The 15,644-nt window shown below is 60.6% G+C and carries 15 protein-coding genes; 10 read left to right on the top strand and 5 right to left on the bottom strand.

Going from position 1 to position 15,644, the window contains the following annotated elements; all coding sequences use genetic code 11:
* The first annotated feature begins 80 nt into the window (after positions 1-80).
* The 8 genes from FHT73_RS14005 (at position 81) to FHT73_RS13970 (ending at position 9,825) form a co-directional block, all read left to right on the top strand.
* Entirely contained in the window at positions 81-1,589 is a 1,509-nt protein-coding gene (locus FHT73_RS14005) for an ABC transporter substrate-binding protein (protein ID WP_183712320.1), read from the top strand.
* A 69-nt stretch (positions 1,590-1,658) separates the two neighbouring features.
* Positions 1,659-2,606, top strand: a complete 948-nt coding sequence (locus tag FHT73_RS14000; RefSeq protein ID WP_183712318.1) for an ABC transporter permease — start codon at positions 1,659-1,661, stop codon at positions 2,604-2,606.
* Complete coding sequence (locus tag FHT73_RS13995; protein ID WP_183712316.1) at positions 2,603-3,481, top strand: ABC transporter permease; 879 nt, start codon at positions 2,603-2,605, stop codon at positions 3,479-3,481. The genes FHT73_RS14000 and FHT73_RS13995 overlap by 4 nt, the downstream gene beginning before the upstream one ends.
* 22 nt (positions 3,482-3,503) lie before the next feature.
* The gene (locus FHT73_RS13990) at positions 3,504-5,291 is read left to right on the top strand and encodes a gamma-glutamyltransferase family protein (RefSeq protein ID WP_183712314.1); all 1,788 of its coding nucleotides are present in this window, start codon (positions 3,504-3,506) and stop codon (positions 5,289-5,291) included.
* 5 nt (positions 5,292-5,296) lie between these two features.
* The gene (locus FHT73_RS13985; RefSeq protein ID WP_112603378.1) at positions 5,297-6,055 is read left to right on the top strand and encodes a DUF1028 domain-containing protein; all 759 of its coding nucleotides are present in this window, start codon (positions 5,297-5,299) and stop codon (positions 6,053-6,055) included.
* 50 nt (positions 6,056-6,105) lie between these two features.
* Positions 6,106-7,956: an ABC transporter ATP-binding protein gene (locus FHT73_RS13980; protein WP_112603376.1), complete on the top strand. Its 1,851-nt coding sequence runs from the start codon at positions 6,106-6,108 to the stop codon at positions 7,954-7,956.
* Positions 7,957-8,034: 78 nt separating this feature from the next.
* A complete protein-coding gene (locus FHT73_RS13975; protein WP_112603374.1) occupies positions 8,035-8,586 on the top strand; it encodes a glutathione peroxidase in 552 nt (183 codons plus the stop codon).
* Positions 8,587-8,763: 177 nt separating this feature from the next.
* Positions 8,764-9,825 (top strand): class I SAM-dependent methyltransferase, encoded by a 1,062-nt coding sequence (locus FHT73_RS13970; RefSeq protein ID WP_112410831.1) that lies wholly within the window; start codon positions 8,764-8,766, stop codon positions 9,823-9,825.
* Positions 9,826-9,873: 48 nt separating this feature from the next.
* Here FHT73_RS13970 and FHT73_RS13965 read toward each other — a convergent pair whose 3' ends face one another.
* Both FHT73_RS13965 and FHT73_RS13960 read right to left on the bottom strand, forming a co-directional pair.
* The gene (locus FHT73_RS13965) at positions 9,874-10,770 is read right to left on the bottom strand and encodes a fructose bisphosphate aldolase (RefSeq protein ID WP_112603372.1); all 897 of its coding nucleotides are present in this window, start codon (positions 10,768-10,770) and stop codon (positions 9,874-9,876) included.
* A 468-nt stretch (positions 10,771-11,238) separates the two neighbouring features.
* A complete protein-coding gene (locus tag FHT73_RS13960) occupies positions 11,239-11,433 on the bottom strand; it encodes a LacI family transcriptional regulator (RefSeq protein ID WP_162707990.1) in 195 nt (64 codons plus the stop codon).
* A 255-nt stretch (positions 11,434-11,688) separates the two neighbouring features.
* Here FHT73_RS13960 and FHT73_RS13955 point away from each other — a divergent pair, with 255 nt between their 5' ends.
* Positions 11,689-11,838: a hypothetical protein gene (locus tag FHT73_RS13955; protein ID WP_183712312.1), complete on the top strand. Its 150-nt coding sequence runs from the start codon at positions 11,689-11,691 to the stop codon at positions 11,836-11,838.
* Between the two features lie 72 nt (positions 11,839-11,910).
* Here FHT73_RS13955 and FHT73_RS13950 read toward each other — a convergent pair whose 3' ends face one another.
* Both FHT73_RS13950 and FHT73_RS13945 read right to left on the bottom strand, forming a co-directional pair.
* Positions 11,911-12,702, bottom strand: coding sequence for an aldolase/citrate lyase family protein (locus FHT73_RS13950; protein ID WP_112603368.1), 792 nt, complete (start codon positions 12,700-12,702; stop codon positions 11,911-11,913).
* A 338-nt stretch (positions 12,703-13,040) separates the two neighbouring features.
* Positions 13,041-13,439, bottom strand: coding sequence for a VOC family protein (locus FHT73_RS13945; RefSeq protein WP_112410827.1), 399 nt, complete (start codon positions 13,437-13,439; stop codon positions 13,041-13,043).
* A gap of 101 nt (positions 13,440-13,540) precedes the next feature.
* Here FHT73_RS13945 and FHT73_RS13940 point away from each other — a divergent pair, with 101 nt between their 5' ends.
* Positions 13,541-14,251 (top strand): YafY family protein, encoded by a 711-nt coding sequence (locus tag FHT73_RS13940; protein WP_112603366.1) that lies wholly within the window; start codon positions 13,541-13,543, stop codon positions 14,249-14,251.
* Between the two features lie 41 nt (positions 14,252-14,292).
* Here FHT73_RS13940 and rhaI read toward each other — a convergent pair whose 3' ends face one another.
* Positions 14,293-15,585, bottom strand: coding sequence for an L-rhamnose catabolism isomerase (gene rhaI, locus FHT73_RS13935; protein WP_183712310.1), 1,293 nt, complete (start codon positions 15,583-15,585; stop codon positions 14,293-14,295).
* Positions 15,586-15,644: the final 59 nt, after the last annotated feature.

Below are 15,644 nucleotides of genomic sequence, written 5' to 3'. Positions count from 1 at the left end.
GTCCCGCCACGCTCAACCACGACCGGAGAGGAAACCGGTCGGGATCTGCACATAACGAAAACGATAAACAGGAGAACAGAATGAAGATCGCCAAATTCATGGTATCGCTTGCCGCCGGCGCCCTGATCGCGCTGCCGTCCCTAGCCGTCGAACTCAAGATCGGCCTGCAGGACGATGCCGACGCGCTGGACCCTGCGCAATCGCGCACCTTCGTCGGCCGCATCGTCTATACCGCACTTTGCGACAAGCTCGTCGACGTAACACCGGACCTGCAGTTCGTGCCGCAGCTTGCCACATCCTGGAAATGGTCCGCCGACGGCAAGCAGCTCGTCATGGAGCTGCGCCAGGGCGTGAAATTCCAGGACGGGACGCCGTTCAATGCGCAAGCCGTTGTCGACAACATCCAGCGCTATCAGACATTGCCGGAGTCGCGCCGCAAGAGCGAGCTTTCCTCCGTGGCCAAGGTCGACGCGACCGGCGAATACGAAGCCACCTTCACCCTGAAGGCGCCTGACGTCACGCTGCTCGCCCAGCTTTCCGACCGCTCCGGCATGATGGTCTCGCCGACCGCGGCAAAGGCTGCCGGCGCGAAGTTCGGCGATCATCCCGTTTGCTCCGGTCCGTTCAAATTCGTCGAGCGCGTGCAGCAGGACCGCATCGTGCTCGAAAAATTCCAGGATTACTGGAACAAGGATAAGATCTTCATCGACAAGGTGACCTACCTGCCGATCCCCGACACGACGGTGCGCCTCGCTAACCTGCGCTCCGGCGATCTCGATATGATCGAGCGCGTGGCGGCATCCGATGTCGGTACGGTCAAAGGCGACCCCAATCTCGTCTATGCCGATGCGATCGGCACCGGCTGGCTTGGCGTCTACGCCAATGTCGGCAATGGTGCGCGCGCCGACAATCCGATGGGCAAGGACAAGCGCCTGCGCCAGGCTTTCTCGCTGGCGATCGACCGCGAAGCCGCCATGCAGATCGTCTTCGACGGCACCGGACTTGCCGGCAATCAGCCGTTTGCACCTAACAGCCCCTGGTTCGACAAGGATATTCCGGTGCCTGCCCGCGACGTCGACAAGGCCAAGGCGCTCGTAAAAGAAGCCGGCTTCGACCGCATCCCGGTCGAGCTCGCCGTCGCCAACAATCCCGTCTCGATGCAGATGATGCAGATCATCCAGTCGATGGTTGCCGAAGCAGGCTTCGACGTAACGCTGAAGACGACGGAGTTCGCGACCCTGCTCGACGCGCAGTCGAGCGGCAACTACCAGCTGAGCCGCTCCGACTGGTCCGGCCGCTCCGATCCGGACGGCAACATCCAGCAGTTCGTGACGACCGGTGCCGGCCTCAACGATTCCAAATACAGCAATCCGGAAGTCGACAAGCTGCTGCTGGAGGCACGCCAGTCGCAGGACAATGCGGTGCGCAAGCAGAAGTACGATGCGGCCGAGGCGATCCTCAGCCAGGATCTGCCGATCATCTTCCTCGGACATCAGGCCTGGATCTGGGCCTACAACAAAAAGGTATCCGGCTTCGTGCCCTCCCCGGACGGCATGATCCGTCTCGTGGGCGTCAAGAAGGGCAGTTGAGCAACCAAAGCCATGCGGGCTCTTCCCGCATGGCGCTTTCTCATTCGACATCGCGGCAAGGATCTGCCCATGTATAGCTATATCGGAAAGAGGCTGCTGGTCGCCATACCGACGCTGCTGATCATTTCGATCTTCGTCTTCTCGCTGCAGAAGCTGCTGCCGGGTGATCCGGTGCTTGCCATGGCCGGCGAGGAGCGCGATCCGCAGGTCCTGGAGCTGCTTCGCGAGAAATACCGGCTGAACGATCCGGTCATCTATCAATATGGCTACTGGCTGCAGGGCGTTGCCAGGGGCGATCTCGGCGTTTCGCTGCGCACCAATCAGCCGGTTCTGACCCTCGTTGCCGAAAAGCTGCCAGTCACCATTCAGCTCGCTGTGATGTCGATGATCTTTGCCTTCGCCATCGGCATCCCCATGGGCATTTTGGCGGCGGTGAAGAAGAATACCTTCATCGATTTTCTCGCCAATATCGTCGCCCTGTGCGGCCTGTCGGTGCCAAATTTCTGGCTTGGTATCATGCTGATCCTGCTGGTCTCGGTGAAGCTGCATTGGCTGCCGGCCTCGGGATACCAGCCGTTCTTCGAGGCCCCCTGGCGTTCGATCCAGACGATGCTGATGCCGTCCTTCGTGCTCGGCAATGCACTGGCAGCCACCTTGATGCGCCATACGCGGTCTTCGATGCTCAGCGTGCTCAGTGCCGACTATATCCGCACAGCCCGCGCCAAGGGCTTGCCGGAGGCGGCCGTCGTGCTGCAGCACAGCTTCCGCAACGCCATCCTGCCTGTCGTCACCGTCAGCGCCCTGCTGTTCGGAGAACTGCTGGCCGGGGCAGTGCTGACCGAACAGATCTTTACCATCCCGGGCTTTGGCAAACTGATCGTCGATGCGGTTTTCAACCGGGATTACGCCGTCGTCCAGGGCGTGGTGCTCTGCACGGCCGTCGGCTTCATCGCCATGAACCTCATTGCGGATATTCTCTATGTCGTCCTCAATCCACGCATGAGGGCGGCCCTATGAGCACAATCGTTCAGGTGACTGCCGCAAGCGCCTCGGTCAAGCGTGCTCCCAACCGCGCCTGGCGCAAGCTGCGAGCCAACAAGGGGGCACTGGTCGGGCTTGCGATCATCCTGTTCTTTACCGTGCTCGCTGCGGTTGCACCGCTCCTGCCGATCCCGGATCCGGTCGCTACCAGCTGGTCGGCAATCCGCAAGGCGCCATCGGCCGCGCACTGGCTCGGCACCGACGATCTCGGCCGGGACATTCTCTCCCGCATGATCTGGGGCGCGCGAGCGTCCTTGATGGCCGGCGTCTTCTCGGTTGCCATCGCCGTTGCGATCGGCGTGCCTTTGGGCCTGATCTCGGGCTACTATGGCGGCTGGATCGATCAGATCATCTCGCGCGTCACCGAAGCCTTCCTGGCGATGCCTTTCCTCATCACCGCCATTGCGCTTGCCGCCTTCCTCGGCCCGAGCCTCACCAATGCGATGATCGCGATCGGGCTTTCGGCAACGCCCGTTTTCGTGCGGCTGACGCGCGGCCAGGTGCTGGCGGTCAAGACGGAGGATTATGTCGAAGGCGCCCGCTCGATCGGTCTGCGCCATACCAGCATCATCACCCGTTACATCCTGCCGAACGTCTTTGCTCCGATCCTCGTGCAGGCAACGCTCACCATCGCGACGGCGATCATCGCCGAGGCCAGCCTCTCCTTCCTCGGCCTCGGCCAGCAGCCCCCTGCCCCGAGCTGGGGTTCGATGCTCAATGTCGCCAAGAATTATCTCGAACAGGCGCCCTGGATGGCCATGTGGCCGGGTGCCGCCATTTTTCTCGTCGTGATCGGCTTCAATCTCCTCGGCGACGGCCTGCGCGATGCGCTCGACCCGCGCGAAGCATGAATAAACTCAAAAGGATGCCCCAATGACCGCATTCACCACCCGCCCCGAAATCCTCGGCACCTTCGGCGTCGTCACGTCTACGCACTGGATCGCCTCCGCCGTCGGCATGAGTATTCTCGAAAAGGGCGGCAATGCCTTCGACGCCGCGGTTGCCACCGGCTTCGTGCTGCAGATCGTCGAGCCGCATCTCTGCGGGCCGGGCGGCGACATGCCGGCCATCCTCTATTCGAAGAAGAACAATAAGGTCGAGGTCATCTGTGCCCAGGCGCCAGCGCCAGCCGGCGCAACGATCGAACATTACACGCGCGAGGGGCTGAAGCTCATTCCTGGCGATGGCCTGCTCGCGACCGTCATTCCCGGCGCCTTCGACGGCTGGATGCTGATGCTGCGTGACTACGGCCGGCTGACGGTCCGCGACGTGCTGGAGCCGGCGATCCATTATGCCGAAAAGGGTCACCCCGTCCTGCCACGCGTTTCCGCGACCATTGCAGGACTTGCCGATTTCTATCGCAAGGAATGGCCGACCTCCTATGACACCTGGCTTCCCGGCGGTGCCGCTCCCGAACCCTGGTCCAACTTCAAGAACCCGGTTCTTGCCGAAACCTGGAAGCGTGTCGTTGCCGAGACGGAAAGCAAGAGCGATCGCGAAGCGCAGATCGAAGCCGCACGCGATGCCTATTACCGCGGCTTCGTCGCAGAGGCGATCGACACCTATGTCAGCAAAACGGAGGTTATGGATGCGAGCGGCGAACGCCACAAGGGCGTCTTGACCGCCGACGATATGGCGAACTGGCGGGCGACGATCGAGGCGCCGCTGACCTACGATTATCACGGCTGGACGGTCGCCAAGATCGGCCCCTGGGGTCAAGGCCCCGTCTTCCTGCAGACGCTGGCGCTGCTCAAGGGTTTCGATCTGGCCGGAATGGACCCGGCAGGCGCCGACTTCGTCCATACGGTCACGGAAGCGATGAAACTCGCCTTTGCCGATCGCGAGGTCTATTACGGCGACCCCAATTTCACGAAAGTGCCGCTCGAAAGCCTGCTGTCGGACGCCTATGCCGATGAGCGTCGCCGGCTGATTTCGCCGGAGGCATCGCTTGCCTTGCGCCCCGGCAAGCTTGCCGGTTTCGAAGACCAGTACGATCTCACTATGCAGATGCTCGATGCGCCGGAAGCCAAGGGCGGTGCGGTCTATGAGCCCACAATGTCGCATCTCACCGAGAAGCGCGGCGATACGGTGCATATCGATGTCATCGACCGCGAAGGCAATATGGTGTCGGTGACGCCATCCGGCGGCTGGCTACAATCCTCGCCGATCATTCCCGGCCTTGGTTTCTGCCTGAATTCGCGCGCGCAGATGTTTTGGCTGCAGCCAGGCCTGCCCTCCTCGCTGGCACCGGGCAAGCGGCCGCGTACGACGCTGACGCCGACGATGGCGCTGCATGAAGGACGCCCGACGCTCGCATTCGGCACGCCCGGCGGCGATCAGCAGGAACAGTGGCAGCTCTCCTTTTTCCTGCGCTATGTCCATCACGGGCTGAACCTACAGGAAGCGATCGACAAGCCGCTATTCCACAGCACGCATTTCCCCAGTTCCTTCTATCCGCGCACGCGCGAACCCGGCGGCCTGACGGCAGAGGCGAATTTCAGTGCCGACGTACTGGATACGCTCCGCAAGAAAGGCCATCAGCTGACCGTCGCGCCGGAGTGGACCGTGGGCCGCCTCACCGCAGCTCGGCGTGACGCCGACGGCCTCTTGCGCGCTGCGGCAACACCGCGTTTGATGCAAGCCTACGCGATTGGGAGATAGAACGGATGACCTGGTCCATTGTCGCCCGCGAGCCGGAAACCGGAAACTTTGCCATCGCCGTCGCCACGCGCTTCTTTGCCGTCGGCAGCATCGTGCCGCATATTCGCGGCGGCATCGGCGCGGTTGCGACGCAGGCCTTTGCCAGCCCGCTCTACGGCATCGACGGACTTGCGATGCTGGCATCCGGTCATGCGCCGAGCGAGATCCTAGAAACGCTGAGCGCTCGCGACGAAGGCCGCGAGCAGCGGCAGTTTCACCTGATCGACAGCAAGGGCAACAATGCCGCCTTTACCGGCGCCAAATGCATCGATTGGGCGGGACATCTGGTCGATGACAATGTCTCGGTCGCCGGCAACATGCTGGCCGGGCCGCAGGTGATTTCTGAAACGCTTGCGACCTTCAAGAACACTGTCGGCAAGCCGCTCGCCGAGCGACTGCTCGAAGCCATGCGGGCGGGCGAAGATGCAGGCGGCGATAAGCGTGGCAAGCAATCGGCAGCACTCGTCATCCACCGCGACCAGGATTACGCCTGGCTGAACATCCGTGTCGACGACAGTGCCGATCCGCTTGCCGAACTGGAGCGGCTCTATGCCGTCGCTCAAGAGCGTTATCTTCATGTCGCCGAGACCATGCCGACGCGCCAGAATCCCAGCGGCGTGATCGACCGACGCGAGATCGACGAGAGGATTGCCGCGCTTGAGGCCAAAAGGGTGGCCGAAGGCCGACCCTCGGCTTCCCGTGCAACGATGGCAGCTCCGTCGTGAGCAACCTCAATTGAAGCCTGACCAATGGTAAAATCATAAAAGGGAACTCCATGCCGACCATTGCAGCTCGAACGACCAACCCAGGCACCCAGCCTGTTCTCTCCGTCTCCAGTCTCTCCACCTCATTTCTCGTCGATGGCGAGTGGCGCCTGGTCGTGAAGGGCATTTCCTTCGACGTCATGCCAGGTGAAACGGTCGCGATCGTCGGCGAAAGCGGTTCCGGCAAGAGCGTGACCTCGCTCTCGATCATGCGGCTGCTCGCCAGAGCCAGCAGCCGCATCGAGGGTGAAGTCAGGCTCAACGGCCACGATCTTCTGACTTTGCCGGAGGCCGAGATGCGCAAGGTGCGCGGCAAGGATGTCGCGATGATCTTTCAGGAGCCGATGACTTCTCTCAATCCGATCTTCACCATCGGCCGGCAGATTTCCGAGGCGCTGACCTGCCATGGCAATATTTCCAAGGCTGAAGCGAAGGCGGAAACGATCCGCCTTCTGGAAAAGGTGCGCATCCCCAACGCGTCCTCGCGCTTCGATGAATATCCGCACCAGTTTTCCGGTGGTATGCGCCAGCGCGTGATGATCGCCATGGCGCTTGCCAGCCGCCCGAAACTGCTGATCGCCGATGAGCCGACGACCGCGCTCGACGTCACCATCCAGGGCCAGATCCTCGATCTCATCAAGGTGCTGCAGGAAGAGGAAGGCATGTCCGTCCTCTTCATTACCCACGACATGGGCGTCGTGGCCGAGATTTCCGACCGCACCATCGTCATGTATCGTGGCGAGGCAGTCGAGACCGGCAAGACCGACGATATCTTCCATCGCGGCCAGCATCCCTATACTCGAGCCCTGCTGTCAGCCGTGCCGCGTTTGGGTTCGATGAAGGACCAGCCGCAGCCGCTGCGCTTCCCGATCGTTGACGCAAGCACTGGCGAGCGCAGCGAGCCAAAGGCGCTCACAGACACCGTCGATCACCGCAAGACGCCGGTTCTCGAGGTTAAGAACCTCGTCACCCGCTTCGATCTTCGCGGTGGCCTGCTTGCCCGTCCGACAGGCGCTATCCACGCCGTCGAAAATGTTTCCTTCGATCTCGCTCAGGGGGAAACCCTGTCGCTGGTCGGAGAATCCGGCTGCGGCAAGTCGACGACGGGGCGCTCCATCATGCGCCTCATCACGCCGAAGTCCGGCGAAGTTCGGCTCGACGGCTATGATGTGATGAAGCTGGACGCGCTCGAACTGCGCCGGATGCGCCGCAGCATCCAGATGATCTTCCAGGACCCTTTCGCAAGTCTCAATCCGCGCATGACGATCGGTGCCGCGGTCGCGGAACCCATTATCGAGCATCGCCTTGGTTCGCGCGCCGAAGCCCGGGAGAAGGCCGCCGATCTTCTGGAACGTGTCGGGCTGAAAGCCGACATGATGAGCCGCTATCCGCATGAATTCTCAGGCGGCCAGCGCCAGCGCATCTGCATCGCCCGCGCGCTCGCCCTTGATCCGAAAGTGATCGTCGCGGACGAAAGCGTGTCGGCGCTGGACGTATCGATCAAGGCGCAGGTCTGCAATCTGCTGATGGATCTGCAGCAGAGCCTCAACCTGTCCTATCTCTTCATCTCGCACGACATGGCCGTGGTCGAGCGCGTCAGCCATCGCGTCGCCGTCATGTATCTCGGCGAGATCGTCGAAATCGGACCGCGCGCGTCGGTGTTCGAAAATCCGCAGCATCCCTACACGAGGAAGCTGATGGCGGCCGTCCCGGTGCCGGATCCGTCCCGACGCGGCATCCGGCGCAACCTCGCAGTCGACGAGTTGAAGAGCCCGGTGCGCCCCGTCGGATATCAGCCGCCAGCCCGCGCGTATCGCGAAGTCTCGCAAGGCCATCTGGTTCGAATGGAAGAGGCCGCCTGAGGCGCATTCTGACCTTGACGCCGCCGAATTCCGGGCAAATATCGCCATCCTGTTTCCATCTCATCTGGAGCGAATGATATGACCGATAACGTGCTCGATATTTCGGTAAAGAAGATCGACGGCAGCGATACGACGCTTGCCGACTATCGCGGCAAGGTCATCATGGTCGTCAATGTCGCGTCCAAATGCGGACTGACGGTGCAGTATGAAGGGCTGGAAAAGCTCTATGAGGAAAAGCGGGACGAAGGTCTTGTCATCGCCGGCTTTCCGGCCAACGATTTCAAGGGCCAGGAACCGGGCAGTGATAAAGAGATTCTGGAGTTCTGCACGCTGACCTATGATGTGCAGTTTCCCATGTTTTCCAAGATCGCCGTCACGGGTGAAAACCGCCATCCGCTTTATGACAGCCTGATCGCCTCCGGCGTCGAGACGGTGGGAGACGGGCCGATGCGCGAACGGCTCGCCAAACATGGCCTCGAGACCGGGCAGAACGGTGGCATCGTCTGGAATTTCGAAAAGTTCCTGATCGGTCGCGACGGCGACGTTGTTGCCCGCTTTGCACCTGATGTAACTGCGGACGATCCGCGCCTGCTCTCCGTTCTGGAAAAAGAACTGGCTCGCGCTGGCTGAAGTCCGCGGCAAATCGGATAAAAGCCGAATTAATTCAGAATAATAAGGTCTATTTTTGCAAGCAGGGCGAGTATTACTTCGCCCTGCTATGTCGTTGCTTACGACTACGCTCAGGAGTATTTTCAAGTCTTCGAATATATCCGAAGAAACGCCACATCAATCTGGGAGGAAGATGTCATGCGTGAACCTGATATGCAGAAACTTGATGCCCTGGTCGGTCGGCTGGTCGGCGATCTCGGTGCAGCGGTCTCCGGTGTGCTGGTCACGCTTGGAGACCATCTAGGCCTCTTCAGGGCCATGGCGGATGGAACGCCGATGACGTCGGCCGAACTGGCCGACAAGATTGGCGTGAAAGAGCGTTATGTGCGCGAGTGGCTGTCGGCTCAAGCTGCCGCCGACTATGTCAGCTATGACGACGAGACCGAGCGCTTCTATCTGACGCCGGAACAGGCCATGGTGTTTGCGGAGGAAAACAGCCCCGCCTTCTTCACCGGCGCCTTCGATGTCGTCCAATCCATGTGGCTCGACGAGCCGAAGATCGCCAATGCCTTCAAAACCGGCAGCGGTTTCGGCTGGCATGAGCACAGCGCCTGCCTGTTCCGCGGCACGGAGCGGTTTTTCCGTCCAGGTTACAACAGCCATCTCATTACGGAATGGATACCGGCGCTGAACGGCATGCATGAAAAGCTTCAAGCCGGCGCGGCTGTCGCCGATGTCGGCTGCGGCCACGGTGCCTCGACCATCCTGATGGCGCAGGCCTATCCGAACTCGACCTTCTTCGGCTTCGACTACCACCTGCCATCGATCGAGCGGGCGCGCGCTGCCGCCAAGCAGGCGGGCGTCGATACCCGCATCACGTTCGAGCAGGCAAGCGCCAAGGATTTCCCAGCTGTCGGTTACGATCTTGTCGCCATGTTCGATTGCCTGCACGACATGGGCGATCCGGTCGGCGCCGGTAAACACGTCAAGGAAAGCCTTGCCGACGACGGCACCTGGATGATCGTCGAACCCTTTGCGCATGACTGCCTGAAGGACAATCTCAATCCCGTCGGTAGGGTCTTCTACGGCGCTTCGACGATGATCTGCACACCGGCTTCGCTGTCGCAGGAAGTAGGGCTGGGCCTCGGCGCCCAAGCCGGCGAGCTGAAGCTGCGCAAGGTGGCCATGGATGCGGGCTATTCGCATTTCCGCAAGGCAACTGAAACGCCGTTCAACATGGTCTTCGAAGTCAGGGCATGACCGGCTAGAGGAGGCCGGGCCGCGTTAGGCCCGGCGCCTTTCGGGTGATTAGGCCTTCACGACGCTCGCCTGATAGATCTCGTCGATGGTTTTTGCGAGGCTGGCGTCGAATTCAGCATCGCTCATCGTCACGCGCAGATCCTCGGTCAAAGCTCGGGAGAAGCTGGCGATCATTCCATGATTGTGGCTGAGCTTTTCGCAGGCATCCGCACGGCTGTAGCCGCCCGAAAGCGCCACGACGCGCGCCACCGCCTTGTGATCGACGAGAGGCTTGTAGAAATCCGGAACAGTCGGGATCGTCAGCTTGAGCATGACCTTCTGGCCGGCCGGCACTGCATCGAGCCTCTGAGCGATCTCGTCCCGCAGAATAGCCTCGGCCTCCTGCTTGGTCGGGCTCTTGATGGAGACTTCCGGTTCGATGATCGGCACGAGACCATGGCCGAGGATCTGATGTCCTATCTCAAACTGTTGCTTGACCACCGCGGCAATGCCGGTCTTGTCGGCGTTGGCAATGACCGAACGCATCTTGGTCCCGAAGATCCCCTTCTTCGCCGCACGGGCAAGCAGAACGTCGAGATCCGGCATCGGCTTCATCACCTGTGCACCGTTCTCCTCGGCCGCCAGACCCTTATCGACCTTGAGGAAAGGGACGACACCGCGATCGGCCCAGAGATAGGTAGGAACCGGCTTGCCCTTCGCCTCACCATCCATGGTCTTCTCGAAAAGAATGGCGCCAATCACCTTATCTCCGGAAAATGAGGGAGCCGTCATGATGCGCACGCGCATTTCATGCATCAGGCGGAACATTTCCTCATCGCCATTATAGTCGGAATCGGCGATCCCATAGAGACGCAGAGCGCCCGGGGTCGAGCCTCCGCTTTGATCGAGGGCAGCGATGAAGCCACCCTTGCCCGACATCCGCGACATCATCTTTTCGTCAGCCATACTATTCTCCCTATTGCGTAACGCCGCGCGGCGCATACGGACTTTCTGGGCCGGACAAGCCTTAGGCATTTCCGACCGGTTGCAAATATCGACCTTGGCGAACGATTTCACCCCTGGTCCGGCCATGCAATCGACCGATATCTGAGAAACCTAACGGAATTCCGATTGTTATCCAGTCGAAATGCACAGCATTTTCGAGAAATCAATGACCTCTAACTGCGGAGTTTTGGGTGTGACAGCTCACCAAAACGGTTCTTTCCGCGCCAACTCGCCGAATAAACCGATTAAGGCGGTTATTACTGGAAGATCGCGCGCCGGGAACCGGTCGAGCAATATTTTAACTTCAGCTTTTCACCATCCGTGTGATTGAGCCGTTTTGAGCTGGTTGGCTTTTGGTTGGGGTTTTGCAGCCGTTTTCTGGCGCGAATAATGGGGAAAGATCGAACTGCACGGCATTCGCGATTCCGCTCACTCTCCTTGCGCCTTCATGTAGCGCGAGGCGCCGTCGATCAGCGAGGCGACGACGATATTCATCTCGCCCTCGCCTCCGAAGGATAACACGATGCCAATGGCGTAGGTCTTGCCGGTGCGAAGGTTGATGCCGCCAAGATCGGGGCGATAACCGAGCTCGCCAGTGACGCGCTGACCTACTTCGCGACGCAAGCCGCGTCCTACCGCCAATCCCTGCACCTTCGACAAATCATTCCGCTCCGCCATGTCGACGCTAGAATGCCCGCAGGCGGGTAACGATGAAGCGCGGGCTACGATCAAAGTCGACGAGGGGTGCGTGTTTGGGCTGTCGATCCGATGTGGTCGTATGACATCAGGACACAACCTTAAGCATGGATATTCAGCCGGCATTCAGAAAGGCAATCTTAAGATGCATATCGTCAGCCATTCTATTATTAGGGGAAACTCATGGACAAATATACCAAAACTGTTTTGACAATCATCGCCGTCGCGCTCGCGGCACTCGCCATCCAAAACACGATTACGCCGGCGCAAGCCGTCGGTGGCGGCTGCGGCTGGAATATGTATAATCCCTGCTTTGTGAAGCTCGTAAACTGACGGAGTTCAACACACGGCACATCGGTATGCCCGGAACTTCTTCCGGACATACCCCAATCTCAAACGAACTGATTATGATTCAGCGATCTTGCGCGCAGCCTGGATGGCTGTGCGGGCACCGTTGCGCAGTTGAGCCGTTTCCGTGCCGGCGATGACCAGATCCAGGCCGAGCTTCAGATATTCTCCGGCACGGGCACCATCGCCGCCAAAGGCACAAATCACCTTGCCATGGGCGCGGCACCGCGCGAGTGCGGTTGCAAGCGCCTGATCGATCGCGGCGCTATCGGGCGCAAGGCGTGCGCCGTTTGAAAGCGCGATCGAAAGATCGGACGGCCCGACAAAGATGCCGTCGATGCCGTCAACAGCCAGGATCTCGTCGATGGCGTCGAGCGCCATGCGAGTTTCGACCATGGCAATGGTGACGGTCAGGCTGTTGGCGCTCTGCAGATAATCCTCAGCCGGCAGGCCGAAATGATTGAGGGCCAGCGACGGCCCCCAGCTGCGCTCGCCGAGCGGCGGATACTTCGTCGCCTGCACCAAGGCGCGCGCATCATCGGCGGAATTGATCATCGGTGCGATGATGGCAGAGGCACCGGCATCGAGAAGCCGCGAGGCGGAGGCGAAATCGCCGACGGGAATACGGGCAATCGCCGGCTTGCCCGCCAAGCGCACATGGGCGATGCCGTTGGCGGCGGACTCCATGTTCCACATGCCATGCTGCATATCGAGCACGATGGTATCGAAGTCTTCCTGCGCCAGATGATTGACGAGCATCGGATCGGGTATGCCGACCCAGCCGGAGATCATGCCGCCATTCTCGCGGCGTTTCAGGCGTCCGGCAAAACCGTTCATGTCAATCGTCATCGTTTTTCCTCACCTATCAACAGCAGGGCTCTGTCTTTTTTGCCAGCATCGACCGCCAAATCACGGCGAGCCGTTGCAAGCGACAATACTCAATTCCCATTGCCGAGCCACTCGAAAGTGCGTAGGCGACGGACACAAATCGACAAACCACGGCTCCGACCGTGGTCGGCCGCCGTGCAGGAAGATGATTTCAAATCTGCCAGACGACCATGACAAATTTGCAGCTATCTGGATCGGTTAGCCGTGCCCACAAGGCGACCAAGGCGTGACTTAAGACGAGCGATGCCGCCAGGCGGAAGGCATCGCCCGATCATAGGATCTCGGCGGCTCGTTACCGCTCAACGCCCGGCAAAGCGCTGCTTCGCAAAATCCGTGACAGGCGTGTAAAGGCTGATGAGCGTTCCCTCGGGATCGCGGATTTGCCCTGCCCGGTTTCCCCACGGCATCAGCTTCGGTTCGTGCACGACCTCCACCTTGTCCTTCAACCTTGCGAATTCGGCATCGACATCGTCGACCTGGAATTCGATAACAAGCGATCGGTTGACGCCGGGTTCGGCACTGCCCTCGCGAAACAGGGCGACAGTCTCGGCACTTCCAATCGCAAGTGTTGCCGCGGGGGTGACGATCTCGGCAAAGACCGGCGCTAGCCACTCCGCAGCCTGACCGGTGACCATCTCATAAAACCCGACCATCTTCTTGATGTCGGCAACGATCAGACGTGTCGATGCCAGTTTCATTGCGTACTCCTTCAAAATGGCGCCAACTCTGTTGTTGGCGGCTCGAAGGCTCTTGTTGCATAAGGCTGTTGCCACCATAATGGCAGCAGGAGTCAGCAGGCATGCGTCGCGCCGATCGTTTGTTTCAGATCATACAGATATTGCGCCGGTCGAGCCGGCCGGTCACCGCCGCCGCGCTGGCGGATGAGCTCGAAGTCTCCAAGCGCACGGTCTATCGCGACGTCGCCGATCTGATGGGACAGCGGGTTCCGATCGAGGGCGAGGCAGGCCTCGGATATCTCCTGTCGCCCGACTACGAAATGCCGCCGCTGATGCTGACGCCCGAGGAGATCGAGGCCGTCGTCCTCGGGGCGCAATGGGTTGCGGGTCGTGCCGAGAAGGCCCTTGCCAATGCCGCACGCGACGTGGTTGCCAAGATCACCGCGATCGTGCCCGGGCACCTGCGTCCCTTCATCCTTGAGCCGAGCGTCGGCGCCAAACCGCTTCTTCAGGGAGGCCAAGAGGAAAACATCGATCTACCGTTGTTGCGGACGACAATCCGCGAAGGACGAAAACTTCGGTTGCGCTATCGGTCCGATGCGGGTGCGGAAAGCACAAGGATCGTCTGGCCCGTTATCCTCGGCTATTCCGACACGAGCCGCATTCTGGTGGCATGGTGCGAGCTGCGCCAGGGCTTCCGGCATTTCCGCACGGAACGGATTCTCGCGGCCGACATGCTCGACGAAAACTATGGCCTGAGGCCAGGCGAATTGCGGCGTCGCTGGGCCGCCTGGCGAGAGGCCGAACTCCAGCAATTAGGGCGGGCGCGATAGGCATCGGGTGCTGGCGTCATTTGTGCCGGCACCCGCTAATCTCAGATGATTCCGCCGCCACCGGCTACAGAGGCTGGCCGTTCGGCGGCAACCTTGCGGCGATAGCCGCTCGCCCTGTAAGTCGCGACCGGATCGATCGCGCCGCCCGCACGGCGGCGAGCTTCAGCGAGGATCGGCTCGACATCGGCGCGATAGGCGCGCTTCAGCGTTTCCGATGCCATCAGCGCGTCGTTCGCATCCTGATACTCGCCAAGTGCATTTCGATCGACAATCAGCGCCTGCGCATAGGCACGACGGATTTCGTTGGCGCTGGAGATCAGGCTTTCGATCGGGTCCGTGACATTGTGCGACTGGTCGATCATATGCGCTGGATTGAAGTCATTGACCCCGCGCCGTTCGGCATCGACCAACTCGTTGAAGACGAGGAAGAGGCGGTAGGGCTCGATGGCGCCGGCATCGAGATCGTCGTCGCCATACTTGGAATCGTTGAAGTGGAAACCGCCGAGCTTGCCGAACTGGATAAGGCGCGCCACGATCATCTCGATATTGGTATTCGGCGCGTGGTGACCGAGATCGACCAGGCACTGCGCCTTGGGGCCGAGTGTCTGCGCGATCAGATAGTTGGTGCCCCAATCCTGAACGACCGTGGAATAGAAGGCCGGCTCATACATCTTATGCTCGGAAAACAGCCGCCAATCATCTGGAAGCGCCTTGTAGATATCGGCTATGGCGGAAAGATAGCGCTCGAAGGCCATGGTGAAATTGGTCTGGCCGGGGAAATTCGAGCCGTCGCCGATCCACACCGTCAGCGCCTTAGAGCCAATGGCCTTGCCGATCTCGATGCATTCGATGTTGTGCTCGACGGCCTGGGCGCGGGTTGCCGCATTGACATGGCTCAGCGAACCGAACTTGTATGAATGCGCCTGGCCGGGCGCGTCGGAGAACGTATTGGAGTTCATGGCGTCAAAGCTGAGGCCGAGCGCATCGCCTTTCGCCTTCAGTTCGCGCGGATCGGCCTTATCCCAGGGGATATGCAGCGAAACCTTCGGCGTTGCCCGCGTCAGCTGCTGGATGACGGCGCAATCGTCGAGCTTGTCGAAGATGCCGCGCGGCTCGCCGGTGCCTGGGAAGCGGGCAAAGCGCGTGCCGCCGGTGCCGACGCCCCAGGACGGGACCGCAACGAAGAATTCGGAGACCTTCCGGGTCACGGCTTCGATATCGACGCTGCGGCGGGCGAGCGTGGCGCCAAGCGCCTCATAGTCGGATTTCAGCGCAGCGGCGCGCTTGTCGTTTTCTGCAGCAACCAGATCGGGCGCAATTCTAAACTCGGCCATTCTTTCCTCCCAAATGCGTCATTCGAAACATTACAGCCTCTCGACTGGCTGTTCCATCT

The sequence above is a fragment of the Rhizobium sp. BK098 genome, from assembly GCF_014193155.1.
Lineage (GTDB): Bacteria > Pseudomonadota > Alphaproteobacteria > Rhizobiales > Rhizobiaceae > Rhizobium.
The sequence above is the reverse complement of the archived record's forward strand: the minus strand, read 5'-3'. Positions and strand labels throughout refer to the sequence as shown.

What these genes read in the sequence shown, in the direction of transcription:
- FHT73_RS13975 (WP_112603374.1), top strand. Translation starts at nt 8,035, where the DNA reads ATGACCGATAACGTGCTCGATATTTCGGTAAAGAAGATCGACGGCAGC.
- FHT73_RS13955 (WP_183712312.1), top strand. Translation starts at nt 11,689, where the DNA reads ATGGACAAATATACCAAAACTGTTTTGACAATCATCGCCGTCGCGCTC.
- FHT73_RS13995 (WP_183712316.1), top strand. Translation starts at nt 2,603, where the DNA reads ATGAGCACAATCGTTCAGGTGACTGCCGCAAGCGCCTCGGTCAAGCGT.
- FHT73_RS13970 (WP_112410831.1), top strand. Translation starts at nt 8,764, where the DNA reads ATGCGTGAACCTGATATGCAGAAACTTGATGCCCTGGTCGGTCGGCTG.
- FHT73_RS13945 (WP_112410827.1), bottom strand. Translation starts at nt 13,439, where the DNA reads ATGAAACTGGCATCGACACGTCTGATCGTTGCCGACATCAAGAAGATG.
- rhaI (WP_183712310.1), bottom strand. Translation starts at nt 15,585, where the DNA reads ATGGCCGAGTTTAGAATTGCGCCCGATCTGGTTGCTGCAGAAAACGAC.
- FHT73_RS13950 (WP_112603368.1), bottom strand. Translation starts at nt 12,702, where the DNA reads ATGACGATTGACATGAACGGTTTTGCCGGACGCCTGAAACGCCGCGAG.
- FHT73_RS13980 (WP_112603376.1), top strand. Translation starts at nt 6,106, where the DNA reads ATGCCGACCATTGCAGCTCGAACGACCAACCCAGGCACCCAGCCTGTT.
- FHT73_RS13965 (WP_112603372.1), bottom strand. Translation starts at nt 10,770, where the DNA reads ATGGCTGACGAAAAGATGATGTCGCGGATGTCGGGCAAGGGTGGCTTC.
- FHT73_RS13940 (WP_112603366.1), top strand. Translation starts at nt 13,541, where the DNA reads ATGCGTCGCGCCGATCGTTTGTTTCAGATCATACAGATATTGCGCCGG.
- FHT73_RS13990 (WP_183712314.1), top strand. Translation starts at nt 3,504, where the DNA reads ATGACCGCATTCACCACCCGCCCCGAAATCCTCGGCACCTTCGGCGTC.
- FHT73_RS13985 (WP_112603378.1), top strand. Translation starts at nt 5,297, where the DNA reads ATGACCTGGTCCATTGTCGCCCGCGAGCCGGAAACCGGAAACTTTGCC.
- FHT73_RS14005 (WP_183712320.1), top strand. Translation starts at nt 81, where the DNA reads ATGAAGATCGCCAAATTCATGGTATCGCTTGCCGCCGGCGCCCTGATC.
- FHT73_RS14000 (WP_183712318.1), top strand. Translation starts at nt 1,659, where the DNA reads ATGTATAGCTATATCGGAAAGAGGCTGCTGGTCGCCATACCGACGCTG.